The following is an 18,181-nucleotide window of genomic DNA, read 5'->3' on the forward strand; positions in this document are numbered from 1 at the left end:
CACTGCACAAGGAAGGAGATTGAGATATGCAAAATCGCACACTTGGAAAGGACCTGACCGTTTCGGCGATAGGTCTCGGGTGCATGGGAATGAGCGAGTTCTATGGTCCGCGCGACGACGTCGAGGCGATGACCGTGCTCCACCGTGCAGTCGATCTCGGCATTACGTTTTTCGATACTGCGGATACCTATGGAAATCACCACAACGAAGAACTGTTGGGTCGCTTCCTGGCCGAGAAAAAGACAGACGTACGCGTTGCCACCAAATTTGGCATCGTGCGCCGTCCCGGTGAATATCAGCGTCGGATCGATAACAGCCCCGACTACATCCGGCAGGCCTGCGAGGCGTCGCTCCGGCGTTTGCGCGTCGAGTGCATCGACCTTTATTACGTCCATCGCATCGACCCGAACTCGTCCATCGAGGCGACGATGCAAGCACTGGCTGACCTCGTCGCCGAAGGCAAGATCGCGCATGTCGGCTTGTCGGAAGTCAGTGCCCTCACGCTTCGGCGCGCCCATTCTGTTCATCCCGTCACCGCAGTGCAGACCGAGTATTCGCTCTGGACGCGTGACGTCGAATCCGAGGTTCTGCCAGCGTGCCGTGAGTTGGGAATTGGTTTTGTGCCGTATTCGCCGTTGGGACGTGGTTTTCTGACCGGCGAGTTCCACCGCGACACGGTGTTTGCCGAAGGCGATGTGCGAGGCGCGCTGCCTCGCTTCACGGCGGAAAACCTGCAAGCCAACCAACCGCTTGCCCAGGCTGTTGCATCCCTCGCTCATAGCAAGTCGTGCACGCCCGCCCAGATCGCGCTCGCCTGGCTGCTAGCGCAGGGCGAAGACATCGTGCCAATTCCGGGCACCAAGCGGGTTTTGCATCTGGAGGACAACGTCGGCGCCGCAACGCTCGCCCTTACGGAAGCCGAGCTGGCTGATCTCTCGATTGCACTCAGGAACTTCCGGGCTGTCGGTGATCGCTACACCGAAGCAGGCATGAAAGGAGTCAACGCGTGACTATGGCACAGCACAACTCCACAATGCGCGACTGGATGGCCGTGGCTGCACTGGCTGTTGGCGCCTTCATCGTGGTCACCACCGAGTTAGCCCCCATCGGAATGCTCTCCGGGATTGCGGACAATTTTTCGCAAACTCCCGGACGAACGGGATTGGTCGTAACCGCGTACGCCTGGATTGGCGCAGTGGCGGCGTTGGTCGCCGTTCTGGCCGTTAGTGGATTACAGCGGAGGCCATTGATGGTGGGCCTGATGCTGATACTGGCGCTTTCCAATGCAGTCGCCGCAGCGAGTAGCACATTTAACATGTTGTTGATGGCTCGCCTGTTTGGCGCACTTGCGCATGGTGCGTTCTGGACCATGGTGGGTACGCTGGGCGCCCAACTCGTTTCGACACGCCAGGTCGGTCGCGCCACAGCCATCATTTTTGGCGGTGTGTCGGCCGCAAGCGTCATCGGAGTCCCGCTTGTCAACCTGATCAGCAACCATGGAGGGTGGCGCGTCGGCTTCACGTGCCTCGCCATTCTCTCGTTGATCACGGCCCTTGCATTGGCTGTTCTGTTGCCGCGGATATCTGGAAGCGAGCCTTTGAATCGCTCCGTTTTTAAGGCGGTTCTAAGTAAGACTCAATTGCGGCGGCTCTACGCGATCGCCGCTATGGCAATCGTGGCGCATTTCGCAGCCTTCACTTTCGTCGAAATGCTGCTTTCTTCCCGGTTGCACGTATCTGCCTCAAGTATCGCAATTTGCCTGTTTGCCTTCGGTGCTGCCGGCATTGTTGGGAACTTCTTGTGCGGAGCGCTGATCGACCGCCATCCAAAATACCTGCTCGGAATGGCCCTGCTATCGATGTCTCTGTGCCTCATTGTCATCGGCTCCGGAATCGCGGGCGGCACTGCGGTTGCCACGATACTGGTTTTCGCGTGGGGCATGGGCATCGCCATGGTCTTCGTGAGTATCCAGACGGCGGTCATTCGCGTCGCCGGAAATGCTGCATTGCCCGCATCGGCCATCTACGTTGCAATTTTCAACGGAGCAATCGGCACTGGCGCACTCGTTGGTGCGGGGATACTTGATGGCTGGGGTATCGGACTACTGTGTACCGGCGCCGCTGCACTGTCGTTGATCAGTCTCGCAGTCGTCCCGCGCCTGCAGGTCACGAGCGCCGGGGGCTCCACTCCAGGAACCGCCAGCAGTGTACGCGAGGCTGAATCCACCCTGGAAAGACAAGCATGAGCTTATGAGCTTGTCCCTGTTTGGCGCCCGGTCATCCGCGAAGAACCCTTTCTTTACGCGCAATCGGTGCCCGTTTTAAGTGACTTTTAAGTCACCCGCCCTACGCTCGATTCGTCCGGCCCGCCTCGCCCGCACATGGCGGCGGCAGGGGCCGCTCGCGCCCGGCCGCGCATGTCGCGCGTCGCTTATGCGTCATTCGAGCGCCGGGATTCGACGGACCAGTCAATGGAGGTGAATATGAAAGCACGCTCGACCCCGCGGATCGGCGCGGCGTTCGCGCTCGCTGCCGTGGTCGCTGTCGTAGCCGGTATGCCTGCGGCCTGGGCCGCGAACAGCGGCGCTGCGCACACGGCACCGGCAACGGATGCAGCCTCGGTACTGCCGCCCGTGCAGCACGCGGGCGATGTCGCGTATCTGTCCGGCGGCATCGGCAGCGACCAGTCGGCAGCGTTCAAGGACGCCATGCCGCGCTACCCGCTCTCGCTCGAATTCGCGCGCCACACCGCTTCGAACGGCAACGAATACCTCGCCAACGTACCCGTGACAATCGCCGACACGCATGGCAATACGCTCGTGACCACGACGACGCGCGGCCCGTTCTTGCTCGTCTCGATCCCTCATGGCCGCTATGTCGTGACCGCCAGCCACGACGGCAAGACCGAACGGCGCACCGTCGAGATCGGTGCGGCGGCGCATATCCACGAAGCATTTATCTGGTCGATGTAAGGCCTGCCACACGCCAGATGCGCGGCGCGCACCGCTGCGCATCTGGCCGTCACGCGTTTTGGCGTTGAGCTAGCATTGTTCGCGAATTGTTTACGGCTTGTTCGCAAACTGGGCCGCGCACAACTAGCGCTTTCGCCATGCCAGAACTCTCATCGCAAGGGCGCACAAAGGCACAGCGCAAGGTCCGGCCGCACCGTGCACCGCCTGCACCGGCAGACGGCGCCGCGCCCGAAGCGGGCGGCAACACGCCGCGCGAGAGCATGCCCCAGTTCGTCCAGAACATCATGCTCGCCGCGCCCACCACGCACTTCGTCGAACTCGGCCAGGCCATCCTCTTTCGCGGCGCGGGCATCGGCGTGGTCTGGCAGCCGTTCCTGTGGCTCGCCGTTATCGGCAGCGTGCTGTTCGCGTTTTCGCTCATGCGGTTTCGCAAGACGCTCAGCCAGATGGCCTGATCGCGCTTTCCACGACGGCCCGCGACGGGCCGCGACGACCTGTTTCGCGGCACGCGCGCTCACCTTGGCGAGCTACGACCCCATTTGCGGCTATGATCGTGGTCTGCGACGCATGGCATGCCCGGCGTCCCGCTCATCGTGCAGGAGATTTCCGGAGACGTCCGAATGGCATTAGGGTGGTTAGTTGTCTTACCGTTTCTTGCCGCGGCGTTCGTCGCGCTGGCTGCACGGTTCATGCGGCCGCTCGCGACGTGGATCGCATTCGCGGCGGCGCTCTTCGGCCTCGGCCTGCTCGCGAGCGAACGCGTCGGCATGGCCACCCACGGCGTGCTGCTGTGGCGCCGCGAGTGGCTGCCCGAACTGGGCCTTGCGTTCGCGCTGCGGCTCGACGGGCTCTCGTTCATGTTCGCGCTGCTCGTGCTTGCGATCGGTCTCCTGATCTTCGTCTACGCGAACTATTACCTTGCCGGCAGCGAGTCGCTGCCGCGCCTCTATCTGCTCCTCTTGCTGTTCATGGGCGCGATGCTTGGCCTCGTGCTTTCGGACAACTTGCTATTGATGGTGATCTTCTGGGAGCTGACGAGCCTCGTCTCATTCCTGCTGATCGGCTTCTGGCCGTCGCGCCCCGACGCGCGGCGCGGCGCACGCATGGCGCTCACGATCACCGCCGCGGGCGGCCTCGGGCTGCTGGGCGCCGTGCTGCTGCTCGGGCATGTGTGCGGCAGCTACGATCTCGCGCAGATCCTCGCGCAAAGCGGCAAGGTCCAGCGCGATCCGCTTTATCCGGCGATCCTGCTGCTGTTCCTGTTCGCCGCGTTCACCAAATCCGCCCAGTTCCCGTTCCACTTCTGGCTGCCGCACGCGATGTCCGCGCCCACGCCCGTCTCCGCCTATCTGCACTCGGCGACGATGGTGAAGGCCGGGGTGTTTCTGCTCGCGCGGCTCTATCCGGTGCTGGAGGGCACGGACTGGTGGGTCTACACGGTGAGCATCGCGGGCCTCGTGACGCTGACCGGCGGCGCGGCGATGGCGCTCGTGCAACGCGATCTGAAGGGCCTGCTCGCCTATTCGACGATCAGCCATCTCGGCCTCATCGTGCTGCTGTTTGGCCTCGACACGGATCTTTCCACCGTCGCCGCCCTGTTCCATACCTTCAACCACGCGGTATTCAAGGCGTCGCTCTTCATGGCAGCGGGCATCATCGATCACGAAACCGGCACGCGCGACCTCGGCACGCTGCGCGGGCTGCGCCGCTACATGCCCTACACGGCCGCGCTCGCGGGCGTCGCGTCGCTCGCCATGGCGGGCGTGCCGCTGCTCAACGGCTTTCTTTCGAAGGAGATGTTCTTCGGCGAAACGCTCGCACAAGGACTGCTCGGCGACTTCAACTGGGTGATTCCGGCGCTCGCCGTCATCGCGGCGGGGCTGTCCGTCGCGTACTCGCTGCGCTTCGTGTACGGCGTGTTCTGGGACGGCGCGACGCCGCGCGATCTGCCGCACTTCCCGCCTCACGAGCCGCCGCGCTTCATGCGGCTGCCGGTCGAAATCCTCGTGGTGCTGTGCCTGCTCGTCGGCCTCGTGCCGCAGCAGACCATCGGACGCATGCTCGAATCGGCGGCGTGGATCACCCTGAACGGCAGCGTGCCCGTCTATAGCCTGAGCATCTGGCATGGACTGAATCTGCCGCTCGCGATGAGCGCCGTATCGTTCGCCGCGGGCGCGATGCTGTTCTTCTTCCGTCGCGACGCGTTCCGCCACCATCGCTCGCTGCTCTCCGAAATGAACGCGAGCGAAGGCTTCGACCGCTTCGTGCAGCGCCTCGAACAGGTCGCCGCGCGCATCGTGCGCGTGTTCGAAAACGGCTCGCTCCCGTCGTATCTCGCGTGGATGGTCGGCGCGATGATCGTCGTGCCCGGCTCGGCGCTCCTCGCCCTCACGCACATCACCGGCCCGCGCGCGGGCCTGCCCGTCGATCCGGTCACGCTGACCGGCCTCGCGCTCGCCGCGCTGCTCGCCGTGGCCGTGGTCCGGGTGCGCGCGAACACGCTTTACGCCCTCATCCTGCTCGGCACCTGCGGCCTGCTCGTGACGCTCGCCTTCGCGCGTTTTTCCGCGCCCGATCTCGCGCTCACGCAAATGTCCGTCGAAATCGTGACGGTCATGCTGCTCGTGCTCGCCATCTACTTCCTGCCCGTGAAGCAGCGCGCCATCGAAACCGTGAGCGCGCGCGTGCGCAACGGCGTGCTGGCGATTGCGGGCGGGACGATGATCGGCGGCGTCGCGTACGCGGTGATGACCCGCGCACCGGGCGAAGGCATCGCGCCGTTCTTTCTCGCGAACGCCCTGCCCGCCAGCGGCGGCCACAACGTCGTGAACGTGATTCTCGTGGATTTCCGCGGCTTCGACACGATGGTCGAGATCAGCGTGCTCGTGGTCGCCGGGCTCGCCGTGAAGGCGCTCCTGCGCGGCCTGCGCCTGGCCGCACCCGCCACGGGGCCGGGCGGCCTGCCGTGGTCGTCGCAGTCGCACCCGCTGCTGCTGGCGATCCTCGCGCGGCTCATGCTGCCGCTCACGACGCTCGTCGCGATCTTCATCTTCCTGCGCGGCCATAACCTGCCGGGCGGCGGCTTCATCGCATCGATCATCGCTTCCGTCGCGCTGCTGCTGCAGTACATGGCGAGCGGCGTGCTGTGGGCCGAGTCGCGCATGCGCATCAACTACCGCGCGCTGGCCGGGCTCGGCATTCTCGTGGCCGCGGGCACCGGCCTCGGTAGCATCGCGTTCGGACGGCCGTTCCTCACGAGCGCATTCGGGCATTTTCACCTGCCGCTCGTGGGCGAAATCGAATTGAGTACGGCGATGCTGTTCGACCTCGGCGTGTTTTGCGCGGTGATCGGCACGACGCTCACGATCGTCTCGCACCTCGGCGTGCGCGACAAAGATCTGCAATCCGTGGAGAAAAGTTGATGGAAGCCGCTTATGCCGTGACACTCGGCGTCCTTTGCGCGTGTGGCCTGTATCTGTTGATGTGCGCGCGCGTGTTCCCCGTGATCCTCGGCATCACGCTGTTCTCGTATGCCATCAACCTGTTCCTGCTCGGCATGGGCAGGCTTTCGACCGGCCAGCCGCCCGTGATTTCCGCGCTCGGGCACCTCGGGCACTACGCCGACCCCGTGCCGCAGGCGCTCGTGCTGACCGCCATCGTGATCGGCTTCGCCATGACCGCCTTCACCGTGGTGCTCGCGCTGCGCTCGCTCGCGCTCAACGGCAGCGATCACGTCGACGGCAAGGAGACGCGCGGCGAATGAACCACGGCCTGCTCCTTCCCATCGCAATTCCGCTCGTCGCAGCGGGCACCATCGTCGCGCTGCCGCTGCGCGCGCGGCGCGTGCAGCGCATGATCAACGTCGCCGCGACGCTCGCGCTGCTGCCCGTGGCCGTGTGGCTCGCCGTGCGCGCGTCGTCGGGCGAAATCTTCACGTATGCGCTCGGCGCATGGCCCGCGCCAGTCGGCATCGTGCTGCAGCTCGACCGCCTCAGCGCGCTCATGCTGCTGCTCCTCGCCGTGCTCGCCTGCTGCTGCCTGCTCGGCACATCGAGCGCCGACGCGCGGCGCGGCCGCTACTTCCGCGCACTGTTCCAGTTCGAACTGATGGGCGTGAACGGCGCATTTCTCGCGGGCGATCTGTTCAATCTGTTCGTATACTTCGAACTCCTGCTGATCGCCTCGTATGCGCTGCTCCTGCATGGCGGTGGACGCGACCGTGTGCGCAGCGGCCTGCATTACCTGCTGCTCAACCTGGTGGGCTCGTCGTTCTTCCTGATCGCCGTGGGCGTGCTGTACGGACTGTGCGGCACGCTGAACATGGCCGACATGGGCGAGCGTCTCGCGCATCTCGACCCCGCCTCGCTGCCGCTCGCGCAATTCGCGGGCGCGATGCTGATGCTCGTGTTCGGGCTGAAGGCCGCGGTCTTTCCGCTCTCGTTCTGGCTGCCACAGGCGTACCGCAGCGCGATCGGTCCGGTCGCCGCGCTCTTCGCGATCATGACGAAGGTAGGCGTCTACGCGATGCTGCGTTGCGATGCGCTCGTGTTCGGCGCGGCGGGCGGCCTGCTCGAAGGCTTCATGCACAACTGGGCGTGGTGGCTCGCCATCGCGACCCTCGTTTTCGGCGCGCTCGGCGCACTCGCGGTGTCGAGTCTGAAGACGACGACGGGCTATCTCGTGCTGACCTCCGTGGGCCTGCTGATCGCGACGGCCACGCTACAAAGCGCGGCTGCGTGGGCCGCGCTGCTCTACTACCTGATCAGCACGACGCTGTGCTCGGCGGCGCTGTTCCTGCTCGCCGACACGCTCGAACCGGAAGCGCCCGAGCGCGCCGCCGACCTCGAACCGGCCTCGCACGCGGCGCTCGACGACACCACGGCTCCGGCCATCTCGCCCGATGCGGACAGCGAGCCGGCCGTGGCCGTGGCAGTGGCCGAGCGCACCGTCGTTGAAGTCATTCGCCCTGTCATGAAACCTGTCATGCGCCCTGTCATTCGCCCGAAACACGCCACCGCGCCGTGGCCGTGGAAAAGCGCGGCGCTGCTCTTTCTTGCGGGCGCGGTGGGCGCGGCGGGCTTGCCGCCGCTCTCGGGCTTCCTCGGCAAGGCCATGGTGCTCGCGGCCACGCCCATCGCGCAGGCCGTCGTGCTGTGGCCCGCCGTGCTGCTGTCGAGCCTCTTGCTGATCGTTGCGCTCAGCCGCACCGGCACGCGCCTGCTCTGGGCGATCCCGGCTTCGCAGACCGCTATCGCCGCGCCACCCGCAGCCCCGCACGGCGCACGCGCGAAGCTCGCCGCCTGTGCGCTGCTGCTCGCCTGCGCGGTGGCCGCGACGCTCGGCGCGGGGCCGCTCAAGCGCTATCTCGACGCGACCGCCGTGCAACTGCTCGACCGCGACGCCTACGTCCGCGCGATCCTGCCCGCGCCTGGCAAGGGGAGCTGACCATGCTGAAACGGCTCTTCCCTCATCCCTGGCTCACGACGCTGCTGCTGCTGTGCTGGCTGCTGCTGATGAACGACATGTCGCCAGGCAACCTAGTGCTCGGCGCCGTGCTCGGCTGGGTGATTTCTTTCGCGATCGGCGAAGGCCTGTGGCTGCAGCCGGTTTACTTCGGCCGCCCGTGGCTCCTCGTACGGCTCTGGCTGCACGTGCTCATCGACATCGTCGTCGCGAACGTCGAAGTCGCGCTGCTCGTGCTTGGGCCGACGAAGCGCATGCGGCCCGCGTTCATCGAAGTACCGCTCGACAGCACGCACGAAATCGCACTCACGTCGCTCATCGCGATTGTTTCGCTGAGCCCCGGCACGCTGTGCGCGGAACTCTCCGACGACCGCACGTGCCTCATCGTGCACGTGCTCGACCTCGACGACGAAGCCGCGCTCATCGCCCAGATCAAGTCCCGCTATGAAGCCCCGCTGCTGGAGATTTTCAAATGTTAGCCATCGCCATTCCGGTGTCGCTCGCGATCCTCGGCGTCGCGTTCCTGCTCACGCTCGTGCGCCTCGTGCGCGGCCCGTCGCTGCCCGACCGCATCGTTGCGCTCGACACGCTCAACGTCAACGCGATTGCGCTGATCGTTGTGTACGGCATCAGCCTGCGCTCGACCGTCTTCTTCGAAGTCGCGCTGCTGATCGCGGTCATGGGTTTCATCGGCACGGTCGCGCTCACGAAGTACCTGCAGCGCGGCGACATTATCGAACTGAACTGACGATATTCACGCGAGGCCAACGGATGCAAACCGTTATCGAAGCACTTGTCTGCGCGCTGCTGTTGCTCGGCAGTATGTTCACGCTGGTCGGCGCGATCGGGCTCGTGCGCCTGCCGGATTTTTTCATGCGCCTGCACGGCCCGACCAAGTCGACGACGCTCGGCGTGGGCGGCGTCGTGCTCGCGTCGGTGCTCTACTTCAGCACGCACAATGATTTCGCTAGCCTGCATGAGCTGCTCATTCCAGCCTTTCTCTTTCTCACTGCGCCCATCAGTGCGCATATGCTCGCGAAGGCGGGCATCCAGCAGCGCGTGCCGCTTTCGCCCGCTACGCGCGGGCGTCCGCCTGAGACGGGTGGTTCCGGCGGGGGCCGATCGGCAGGCGACAAAGGCGACACGCGCGAGCCCTGAGCGCACCAGGAGCGCGCCACCACGGGCGGCTCACCGCGAAGCCGCCGCGTTTTCCCGCGTATTCGGATTCGGCGGTTGATGTTGGTTTTGTATGCTGCAGTGCGAAAAGCGAGCACCTTGGATATACATGGGGCATCTGGCCCATGCCGACCCGTTACGGCCATCTGGGCTCGCGCCTCGGGTGGCTGCTACCGATCCATGATCGGACACTTGTGGCGATGGTAGACCGGCTGATCGGCGCGCATATTTAGCGCTGCCGCCGGGTTAAATTGCTAGGAAATGATCCGCTGAGGTGGCAAGTGCTCGTGTCCGCGATCAACGATTGCGAGGATGCCTGCGATCTCTGAGCGTGTTTCTATCACCTCCGGCGTCTCGCTCATCGCATATTTGATGGTCTGCACTGTTACGGCGTCGTAGGAATGCTCCATCCCAAGTTCAATGATGGCATCCCTGGGTTCGAAAGATCCCATGCGCGAACGAACCCATTTAAATGCATTTGGGTCCATCGCATTGCTTTTTAGTACCATTCCGGCGAAGCGCGACTCACACCGAATAGACTTTGGCTGCTCCGAGAATACGAATCTCTTTGTGAACAGCAGTCGGCAAACGGGCACAGCTATCAAGACCGAATAGAGTGCCACTATCCATGGACCGGCTGCATGGGCGCCTCGATACAGCCTCAAGCTGCTTGCCGAAACTGCTGTGAAATAGGCGAGGGTCGGCCATATGCGTCCTCGCGTCCAGCACGGCACTATTAGTTCGTGTGCCATCTCTTCCCCCTGCACATGATTGGATTTTGGGACTCGGTGCCGCAGAAATCGCAAAACAGCCAGCGTTGACTGTTGTGTCACATGTTAGCAAAGACGAATGTGCATTCCGGCACCAAATTCGGCCGTTCGGCGTGTCAATGCCGTTGTCCCCTCTTGGCCGACTTCTACCCGACGATTTCCGTCATGCGATAAGCATAAGGCGGCCCGTTGCGGTCTCCCGGCGTCGCCTAGCTTCCTATCCGAAGCCGCCCTTCGGGTTTGGTGAAAGCGGGCATTTGCGTGCCCGCTCATTGTTCTACTTCGTTGGACATGCGTTCATTGTTCGGCTGGATTGATATCCTGTATGTAAACCTTCCCGCTCGCGCCGACCATGTAATGGATTTTTATCGGATCACCCGGTGCAGCATGGAATTGCACATTGTCGTACTCCACTACTTGGCCTTTCACATGGAAGATGACGTCCGGGGACATCAAAACTCCTCGTCCTTTCGCTGGCCGAAACTCGACGCGCTCAATGTTGACGGTCGCTGAATATAAGGTACGGTCAGAAAATTCGTTCTTGTAGTGATTCGTTATGTACAGATATACCCCAACGCCGATGCCCAATACGGCCGGAAGAAATAGCGCTGGAATCACATAAAGTCGAAGGAAACTGCGGATTCCGATGGATTTGATTTGACCCATTTCTAGGGGTTGGCTGTACTGGTCACGGAAATTGTCGATGATTCACAGGGGAAAGTCGAATGTCCCTTTCCGGGCAGTCGCCGACGCCCGAACGACCGAGCGAGGTCTCCAGCGACTGTCGCATGCTGGCCGCTCTGTACCATCAAGATCAACAATCGCTCGACACAGATACTGCTGCACCGCACAAGCGGAAATCAACCCCAGAACCCGAATACCCACCTCCCCTCACGCCGAAGCCCCGCGCCCGGCCTTCCCCGCTTCGTCAAGAACGAATTCGATAAACGTAGCCGCCGCGCGCGTGTGGTGGCGGTTCGGCATATAAAGCAGGTACATGTGCGTGCCGAAGATGCTGAGCCGCCACGCGTCGAGTGACGTGACCACCTCGCCGCCGCGAATATCGTCGTGCACCACATAATCGGGCACGATACCCACACCGAGCCCAGCCAGAATCGCCTGGCGCAGAAACAGAAAATTCTCCGAAATAATCGACGGCTCCAGCAGGACTTCGTGGCGCGCGTCGCCGAGATAGCCCGCCAGGCGTAATTGCCTGCCCACCACAGCGGCCGTAACAACGGGCGCGGCGCGCAGCTCTTCGAGCCGCTGCGGCATGTCGTGCGCGCCGGCCCACGCTTTCGATGCACACGCAACATACCGCACCGGCCCCATGTCGCGGGCGACGAGATTCTGCGGCGGCTCCGACATCACGCGCACCGCAATATCGACTTCATCGCGCAGCAGATCCTCCACGCGATTTTCGAACATCACGTCGAGCACGATACCGGGGTAAAGCCGCTTGAACTGGATGAGCCAGTCGGACATGACGAGCTGGCCATAGCCGCTCGGCACCGAGAGCCGCACGCGGCCTTGCAGCGTCTGCCCGAGCGTCGTGACCGACTCCCGCGCGGCGACCAGCGCGTTCTGGATCGCGCGACCATGCTCGTAGAGCTTCAGGCCGATTTCGGTCGGCTCGACGCGGCGCGTGGTGCGCCGCACGAGTTGCAGCCCGATCGACTTTTCGAGGTGGTTAAGGTGGTAGCTGACGTTCGCGCGGCTCATCTTCAGCCGCCGCGCCGCCTCGCTCAGATTGCCCGCATCGAGAATCTCCACCAGCAGGGTCAACGCATTGACGTCCACGGTCAGCTCACTGTCAAGGGTAATTTGACAGTCTGTCAACAAGAAATACGATTGTCAATAAAGCCTGACCAGTCCAAAATCGGCCGACATTCAAGACATTCAATCATCGGGCGCGCTTGCGCCACGCCGCCCGACCCGCCACTGGAGATACCCAACATGGCATCCGACAGCGTCCCTCCGTCTCCCGTTCTGCATGAGTTACACGGCAAAGTCCTGCTTGTGACGGTCGACAATCCGCCCGTCAACGCATTGGGCATCGACGTCCGGCGCGGCCTCGCCGCCGCGATCGAGCACGCCGAATCGAACGACGCCGTGGAAGCCGTGCTGATCGTCGGCGCGGGGCGCAACTTCATCGCGGGCGCCGATATCCGCGAGTTCGGCCTGCCGCCGCAGCCGCCCGCGCTGCCCGACGTCTGCAACCGCATCGAGGCGTGCCGCAAGCCGGTCGTGGCCGCGCTTCACGGCGCGGCGCTCGGCGGCGGGCTCGAAGTCGCGCTCGCCGCGCACTACCGTCTCGCCGTGGAAGGCGCGAAGTTCGGCCTGCCCGAAGTGCAGCTCGGCCTGCTGCCCGGCGCAGGCGGCACGCAGCGCACGCCGCGCCTGATCGGCGCGGAAGCCGCGCTCTCGCTGATGCTGAGCGGCCGTCATGCGAGCGCGCAGGAAGCGCTCAAGCTCGGCCTCGTGGACCGCGTGGGCGCCAGCGACGACATCCTCGCCGAAGGCCTCGCCTACGCGCAGGAACTGCTCGCCGCGCATGCACCGGTTCGCCGTACGCGCGACGCGCAAGGGCTCGCGAACCGCGAAGCCGCACAAGCTGCCATCGACGCGGCGCGCACGGACACGGCGAAGAAATCGCGCGGCCTCTTTTCGCCGCTGAAGATCGTCGATTGTGTCGAAGCCGCATTGCGCGAATCGTTCGAAGACGGCCTGCGCTTCGAGCGCAAGCAGTTCCTCGAATGCCTCGACAGCCCGCAGCGCGCGGGCCTCGTCCACGCGTTCTTCGCCGAGCGCGAAGTGCAGAAGGCGCCCGAAACACGCAACGCCTCGCCGCGCGCCATCAACACGCTCGGCGTGGTCGGCGGCGGCACGATGGGCGCGGGCATCGCCGTCGCCGCGCTCGACGCGGGCCTGCCCGTGACGATGATCGAGCGCGACGACGCCTCGCTCGCGCGCGGTCGCGCACACGTCGAGAAGGTCTACGACGGCCTGATCGCGAAGGGCCGCATGACGCCCGAGGCGAAGGCCAAGGTCCTCGCGCGCTTCACCGGCAGCACCTCGTACGATGCGCTCGCGCACGTTGATCTCGTGATCGAAGCCGTGTTCGAAGAGATGGCCGTCAAACAGGCCGTGTTCGCCGAACTCGACCGCGTCTGCAAGCCGGGCGCCGTGCTGGCGACCAACACGTCGTATCTCGACATCGACGCCATCGCAGCGAGCATCTCGCGGCCGCAGGATGTCGTGGGGCTGCACTTCTTCTCACCCGCGAACATCATGAAGCTGCTCGAAATCGTGGTGCCGAAGCAGGTCGCGGCGGACGTCGTCGCCACCGCTTTCGAACTCGCGAAGAAGCTGCGCAAGGTGCCGGTGCGCGCGGGCGTGTGCGACGGCTTCATCGGCAATCGCGTCCTCGCGGTGTATCGCGCAGCCGCCGATCACCTGATGGAAGACGGCGCGTCGCCGTATCAGATCGACAAGGCCGTGCGCGATTTCGGCTTCGCGATGGGTCCGTACCAGGTGGCCGATCTCGCGGGCGGCGACATCGGCTGGGCCACGCGCAAGCGCCGCGCCGCGACGCGCGATCCGAAAGCACGCTACGTGCAGATCGCAGATCGCCTGTGCGAGCGCGGCTGGTTCGGCCAGAAGACGGGCCGCGGCTACTATCTCTACCCGCAAGGCGCGCGCACCGGCACGCCCGATCCCGAAGTCGAAGCCATCATCGACGCCGAGCGCGCACGCGCCGGCATCGCGCCGCGCCGCTTCACCGATGAAGACATCATGCGGCGCTACATGGCCGCGATGATCAACGAAGGCGCGAACGTCGTGCACGACAAGATCGCGCTGCGCCCGCTCGACGTCGATGTCACGTTCCTCTACGGCTACGGCTTTCCGCGCTTTCGCGGCGGCCCGATGAAATACGCGGATACGGTTGGCCTCGCAACGATCCTCGCCGACATTCGCGAGTTCGCGAAAGCCGATCCGCTGTTCTGGCGCCCGTCGCCGCTGCTCGTCGAACTGGTGGAACGCGGCGCGACTTTCGCGAGCCTGAATCAATCGGCGTGAGCGTGTCGTCTCGCCGCCCGGACGGAGTCAAACCAGCATGGACCTGAAATTCACGGCGGAAGAAGAAGCTTTCCGCACCGAAGTGCTCGATTTCCTGCGCGAACGGCTGCCGCAGCGCATCGCCGACAAGGTGCGCAACGGCCGCCGCCTCACGCGCGACGACATGGCCGCGTGGCACGCGACGCTCAACGAGAAAGGCTGGCTCGCGAACCACTGGCCGCGGGAATACGGCGGTCCCGGCTGGAGCGCCGTGCAGAAGTTCATCTTCGAGAACGAATGCGCGATTGCGGGCGCGCCCCGCATCGTGCCGTTCGGCGTGAACATGCTCGGGCCCGTGCTCATCAAGTACGGCAGCGAGGCGCAAAAGCGCTACTGGCTGCCGCGCATTCTCGACGGCTCCGACTGGTGGTGCCAGGGTTATTCGGAGCCCGGCGCGGGTTCCGATCTTGCGTCGGTGCGCACGACAGCGGTACGGGTCAAGGACGATTCGGGAGACCACTACGTCGTAAACGGCCAGAAGACGTGGACCACGTTGGGCCACTACGCGAACATGATCTTCTGCCTCGTACGCACCGCAACCGACGTGCGCAAGCAGGAAGGCATCAGCTTCCTCCTGATCGACATGAGCACGCCGGGCATCGAAGTGCGGCCCATCATCACGCTCGACGGCGAGCATGAGGTGAACGAAGTGTTCTTCACCGATGTACGCGTGCCGGTGGCGAACCTCGTGGGCGAAGAGAACAAGGGCTGGACCTACGCGAAATATCTGCTCACCTACGAGCGCACGAACATCGCGGGCGTGGGCTTTTCGGTGGCGGCGCTCGCGCGCCTGAAGCGCGCCGCGCAAAAGGTCATGCGCAACGGCAGGCCGCTCGCGGAAGATCCGTCGTTCGCGGCGCGGCTCGCGAAGGTCGAAATCGATCTCGAGAACATGAAAACGACGAACCTGCGCGTGATCGCAGCCGTGGCGGGCGGCGGCGTGCCGGGCGCCGAAAGCTCGATGCTCAAGATTCGCGGCACCGAGATCCGCCAGGAGATTTCGTCGCTGCTGCGCCGCGCGATGGGACCGTACGCGGCGCCGTTCGTCGAAGCCGCGCTCGACGAAGGCTACGCAGGCGAGCCCATCGGACCCGACGAAGCCGCGAGCGCCGCAACGCTCTACTTCAACAACCGGAAGCTGTCGATTTTCGGCGGCTCCAACGAAATCCAGAAGAACATCATCGCGAAGATGATCCTCGGTCTGTAAAGGGCGCCGCCATGAATTTCCAGCACACTGAAGAGCGCCGGATGCTCGCGGATTCGCTCAACCGCTTCATCGCCGATCAGTACGGCTTCGACACACGCGATAAAATCGCGCGCTCCGACGAAGGCTTCAGCGCCGACATGTGGCGCCGTTTCGCCGAACTCGGCACGATCGGCGCGCTCTTTCCCGAAGCGCACGGCGGATTCGGCGGCGAGGGGTTCGATGTGGCCGTCGTGTTCGAAGCGCTCGGGCGGGGGCTCGTGGTCGAGCCGTTTCTCGATACGCTGATCGTCGGGCGCGCGCTCGCGCATGCGGGCGGTAACGCTCAGCAGGAACAGCTTGCCGCGCTGATCGACGGCTCGCTGATCGCCGCGCTCGCACACGACGAACCGGGTTCGCACTACGAGGCCGCGCGCGTCACGACACGCGCGGTCAAACGCGGCGACGGCTGGGTGCTGCAGGGCGCAAAGGGCGTCGTGCAGCACGGCGAACAGGCGGACGTGCTGCTCGTTTCCGCGCGCACGGCGCTCGATCAATCAGGCGGCGAGTGCAACGAAAGCGACGAAGCAGGCATCTCGCTCTTTCTCGTGCCGCGTCGCGCGCCTGGCGTGAAGGTGCGCGGCTATCGGAAGATCGACGGCGGGCGTGCCGCCGAAGTCGCGCTCGACGATGTGACGCTCGGCATAGACGCGCTGGTCGGCGCCGAGGGCAGCGGCTTCGCGACGCTTGAGCACGCAACCGGTTACGGCCTGCTCGCGCTCGCCGCCGAAGCGGTCGGCGCGATGGACGTCGCGCGCGACGACACGCTCGAATACCTGCGCACGCGCAAACAGTTCGGCGTGCCGATCGGCAGCTTCCAGGCGTTGCAGCATCGCATGGCCGACCTGCTGCTCGAAATCGAGCAGGCGCGCTCGGCGGTCATCAATGCAGCGGCGGCCATCGACGCTCTGCGCGGCGAACGCGAACGCGCGTTGTCGGCGGCGAAATATTCGATTGGACGCATCGGCGCGCGCGTGGCCGAGGAGTCGATCCAGTTGCACGGCGGCATCGGCATGACGTGGGAGCTGCGGCTCTCGCACTACGCGAAGCGTCTCGTCATGATCGATCATCAGCTCGGCGACGAGGATCATCATCTTGCGCGCTACATCGCACTCGGCCGCACGGAGAACCGAACGTGATGAACGTGACGTAGCACCAAACCCAGCGGGACGCGCCCCGCCAACGAACAAGGATCACTTGCTGATGCAGACCGACACCCGAACCTTGCCGCTCGCGGGCGTGCGCGTACTCGACCTTTCCCGCATTCTGGCGGGACCGTGGAGCGGGATGGTGCTCGGCGACCTCGGCGCGGAAGTCATCAAGGTCGAGCATCCGGACCGCGGCGACGATACGCGCGACTGGGGCGTGCGCGTCGGCGACACGGAGACCGCGTATTTCAACAGCGTGAACCGCAACAAGCGTTCGGTGACGCTCGATCTGCAAACGCCCGAAGGCCAGCGTATCGCGCAGGATCTCGCGAAAACCTGTGACGTCGTGATCCAGAATTTCCGCTTCGGCGGCGCGGAAAAACTCGGGCTCGGCTACGAAACGTTGAGCCGCGAGAATCCGCGTCTCATCTATTGCTCGATCTCGGGCTACGACCGCACCGGTCCCGAAGCGTCGCGCCCCGGTTACGACCTCGTCGTGCAGGGCGAAGCCGGTCTCATGGCCATGAACGGCGAAGCCGGCCAGCCGCCGCTGAAGTTCGGCATCGCTGCGGTGGACCTGTTCACCGGCATGTACTCGGCGCAGGCGATGCTCGCCGCGCTTTTCGAGCGCGAGCGCACCGGACGCGGACGTCACATCGAAATGGCGCTGTTCGACTGCGGGCTCATGATCACGGCCTACTACGGCCTCGAAGCGCTCTTGCAGGGTGAAGATCCGCCGCGCTACGGCAATGCGCATCCGTCGATCGTGCCGTATGGCGTGTTCGATGCGGCGGACGGTCCGCTCGTGATCACGGTGGGCAACAACAGCCAGTACGAGCGCTTTTGCCGCGACGTGATCGAGCGGCCCGATCTTGCCGACGACGAGCGCTTCAAGACCAACATTCAACGCGCGCACAATCGCGCCGAACTGCTGCCCGAGCTCACGCGCGAACTGCGCAGCCGGCCGCGCGCGCTGCTGCTCGAACGGCTCGCGCGCGCGGGCATTCCGTGCGGCGAAGTGGCCGGACTGCGCGAAGCGCTGCTCTCGGAGCGCGCGAGCGCGGCGGGGCTTGTCACCACCCAGCCGCATCCGCGCACGGAAAGCGGCACGGTGCCGGTGCTCGCGCCGCCCTGGCGCTTCGACGGCGAGCGCATGCCCGTGCGGCGCGCGCCGCCGCAACTGGGCGAAGGCACGCGCGACGTGCTGCAGTCGGTACTCGGGATGTCCGATGCCGCCATCGGCGCGTTGAAGGACAAAGGCGTGATCTGATCATGCGGGCATGGACACGGG

15 protein-coding genes and 1 pseudogene are annotated in these 18,181 nt (G+C 64.7%); 14 read left to right on the forward strand and 2 right to left on the reverse strand.

The annotated features are described in order from the left end of the window. The first annotated feature begins 26 nt into the window (after positions 1-26). The 10 genes and pseudogenes from ACFPTO_RS08755 to ACFPTO_RS08800 all read left to right on the forward strand — a co-directional run bounded on the left by ACFPTO_RS08755 (position 27) and on the right by ACFPTO_RS08800 (position 9,592). Positions 27-1,010 (forward strand): aldo/keto reductase, encoded by a 984-nt coding sequence (locus ACFPTO_RS08755; RefSeq protein WP_377710870.1) that lies wholly within the window; start codon positions 27-29, stop codon positions 1,008-1,010. A gap of 2 nt (positions 1,011-1,012) precedes the next feature. Continuing rightward, positions 1,013-2,245: an MFS transporter gene (locus ACFPTO_RS08760; RefSeq protein WP_377710871.1), complete on the forward strand. Its 1,233-nt coding sequence runs from the start codon at positions 1,013-1,015 to the stop codon at positions 2,243-2,245. 237 nt (positions 2,246-2,482) lie between these two features. After that, positions 2,483-2,971, forward strand: coding sequence for a carboxypeptidase-like regulatory domain-containing protein (locus ACFPTO_RS08765; protein WP_377710873.1), 489 nt, complete (start codon positions 2,483-2,485; stop codon positions 2,969-2,971). Between the two features lie 233 nt (positions 2,972-3,204). After that, positions 3,205-3,426, forward strand: a pseudogene (locus tag ACFPTO_RS08770) (ABC transporter permease); the annotation flags it as partial. A 165-nt stretch (positions 3,427-3,591) separates the two neighbouring features. Next, entirely contained in the window at positions 3,592-6,393 is a 2,802-nt protein-coding gene (locus ACFPTO_RS08775; protein WP_377710875.1) for a monovalent cation/H+ antiporter subunit A, read from the forward strand. Beyond that, positions 6,393-6,734 carry a Na+/H+ antiporter subunit C gene (locus ACFPTO_RS08780; RefSeq protein WP_377710876.1) on the forward strand — a complete coding sequence of 114 codons (342 nt, stop codon included), beginning with the start codon at positions 6,393-6,395 and terminating at the stop codon, positions 6,732-6,734. The genes ACFPTO_RS08775 and ACFPTO_RS08780 overlap by 1 nt, the downstream gene beginning before the upstream one ends. Beyond that, entirely contained in the window at positions 6,731-8,416 is a 1,686-nt protein-coding gene (locus tag ACFPTO_RS08785; protein WP_377710878.1) for a monovalent cation/H+ antiporter subunit D, read from the forward strand. Before ACFPTO_RS08780 ends, ACFPTO_RS08785 begins: the two co-directional genes overlap by 4 nt. Before the next feature lie 2 nt (positions 8,417-8,418). Next, entirely contained in the window at positions 8,419-8,913 is a 495-nt protein-coding gene (locus ACFPTO_RS08790; protein ID WP_377710880.1) for a Na+/H+ antiporter subunit E, read from the forward strand. Then, positions 8,907-9,182: a K+/H+ antiporter subunit F gene (locus ACFPTO_RS08795; RefSeq protein ID WP_377710881.1), complete on the forward strand. Its 276-nt coding sequence runs from the start codon at positions 8,907-8,909 to the stop codon at positions 9,180-9,182. The genes ACFPTO_RS08790 and ACFPTO_RS08795 overlap by 7 nt, the downstream gene beginning before the upstream one ends. 23 nt (positions 9,183-9,205) lie before the next feature. Beyond that, positions 9,206-9,592, forward strand: a complete 387-nt coding sequence (locus tag ACFPTO_RS08800; RefSeq protein WP_377710882.1) for a Na+/H+ antiporter subunit G — start codon at positions 9,206-9,208, stop codon at positions 9,590-9,592. Positions 9,593-10,677: 1,085 nt separating this feature from the next. Here ACFPTO_RS08800 and ACFPTO_RS08805 read toward each other — a convergent pair. Both ACFPTO_RS08805 and ACFPTO_RS08810 read right to left on the reverse strand, forming a co-directional pair. Beyond that, entirely contained in the window at positions 10,678-11,046 is a 369-nt protein-coding gene (locus tag ACFPTO_RS08805; protein ID WP_377710883.1) for a hypothetical protein, read from the reverse strand. Positions 11,047-11,271: 225 nt separating this feature from the next. Then, the gene (locus ACFPTO_RS08810; protein ID WP_377710884.1) at positions 11,272-12,180 is read right to left on the reverse strand and encodes a LysR family transcriptional regulator; all 909 of its coding nucleotides are present in this window, start codon (positions 12,178-12,180) and stop codon (positions 11,272-11,274) included. A gap of 156 nt (positions 12,181-12,336) precedes the next feature. Here ACFPTO_RS08810 and ACFPTO_RS08815 point away from each other — a divergent pair, with 156 nt between their 5' ends. From ACFPTO_RS08815 to ACFPTO_RS08830, 4 genes are all read left to right on the forward strand, one after another. After that, the gene (locus tag ACFPTO_RS08815) at positions 12,337-14,460 is read left to right on the forward strand and encodes a 3-hydroxyacyl-CoA dehydrogenase NAD-binding domain-containing protein (RefSeq protein WP_377710885.1); all 2,124 of its coding nucleotides are present in this window, start codon (positions 12,337-12,339) and stop codon (positions 14,458-14,460) included. Positions 14,461-14,497: 37 nt separating this feature from the next. Next, entirely contained in the window at positions 14,498-15,706 is a 1,209-nt protein-coding gene (locus tag ACFPTO_RS08820) for an acyl-CoA dehydrogenase family protein (protein ID WP_377710887.1), read from the forward strand. An 11-nt stretch (positions 15,707-15,717) separates the two neighbouring features. Next, positions 15,718-16,881 (forward strand): acyl-CoA dehydrogenase family protein, encoded by a 1,164-nt coding sequence (locus tag ACFPTO_RS08825; protein WP_377710889.1) that lies wholly within the window; start codon positions 15,718-15,720, stop codon positions 16,879-16,881. Positions 16,882-16,945: 64 nt separating this feature from the next. Then, positions 16,946-18,160 carry a CaiB/BaiF CoA transferase family protein gene (locus tag ACFPTO_RS08830; protein WP_377710891.1) on the forward strand — a complete coding sequence of 405 codons (1,215 nt, stop codon included), beginning with the start codon at positions 16,946-16,948 and terminating at the stop codon, positions 18,158-18,160. The last annotated feature ends 21 nt before the right edge of the window (positions 18,161-18,181 follow it).

This window comes from Paraburkholderia denitrificans (genome assembly GCF_042655705.1).
Classification (GTDB): domain Bacteria; phylum Pseudomonadota; class Gammaproteobacteria; order Burkholderiales; family Burkholderiaceae; genus Paraburkholderia; species Paraburkholderia denitrificans.

Bases quoted from the DNA above. Each gene is read 5' to 3' on its own strand.
- ACFPTO_RS08755 (WP_377710870.1), top strand. From the start codon at position 27: ATGCAAAATCGCACACTTGGAAAGGACCTGACCGTTTCGGCGATAGGT.
- ACFPTO_RS08760 (WP_377710871.1), top strand. From the start codon at position 1,013: ATGGCACAGCACAACTCCACAATGCGCGACTGGATGGCCGTGGCTGCA.
- ACFPTO_RS08765 (WP_377710873.1), top strand. From the start codon at position 2,483: ATGAAAGCACGCTCGACCCCGCGGATCGGCGCGGCGTTCGCGCTCGCT.
- ACFPTO_RS08775 (WP_377710875.1), top strand. From the start codon at position 3,592: ATGGCATTAGGGTGGTTAGTTGTCTTACCGTTTCTTGCCGCGGCGTTC.
- ACFPTO_RS08780 (WP_377710876.1), top strand. From the start codon at position 6,393: ATGGAAGCCGCTTATGCCGTGACACTCGGCGTCCTTTGCGCGTGTGGC.
- ACFPTO_RS08785 (WP_377710878.1), top strand. From the start codon at position 6,731: ATGAACCACGGCCTGCTCCTTCCCATCGCAATTCCGCTCGTCGCAGCG.
- ACFPTO_RS08790 (WP_377710880.1), top strand. From the start codon at position 8,419: ATGCTGAAACGGCTCTTCCCTCATCCCTGGCTCACGACGCTGCTGCTG.
- ACFPTO_RS08795 (WP_377710881.1), top strand. From the start codon at position 8,907: ATGTTAGCCATCGCCATTCCGGTGTCGCTCGCGATCCTCGGCGTCGCG.
- ACFPTO_RS08800 (WP_377710882.1), top strand. From the start codon at position 9,206: ATGCAAACCGTTATCGAAGCACTTGTCTGCGCGCTGCTGTTGCTCGGC.
- ACFPTO_RS08805 (WP_377710883.1), bottom strand. From the start codon at position 11,046: ATGGGTCAAATCAAATCCATCGGAATCCGCAGTTTCCTTCGACTTTAT.
- ACFPTO_RS08815 (WP_377710885.1), top strand. From the start codon at position 12,337: ATGGCATCCGACAGCGTCCCTCCGTCTCCCGTTCTGCATGAGTTACAC.
- ACFPTO_RS08820 (WP_377710887.1), top strand. From the start codon at position 14,498: ATGGACCTGAAATTCACGGCGGAAGAAGAAGCTTTCCGCACCGAAGTG.
- ACFPTO_RS08825 (WP_377710889.1), top strand. From the start codon at position 15,718: ATGAATTTCCAGCACACTGAAGAGCGCCGGATGCTCGCGGATTCGCTC.
- ACFPTO_RS08830 (WP_377710891.1), top strand. From the start codon at position 16,946: ATGCAGACCGACACCCGAACCTTGCCGCTCGCGGGCGTGCGCGTACTC.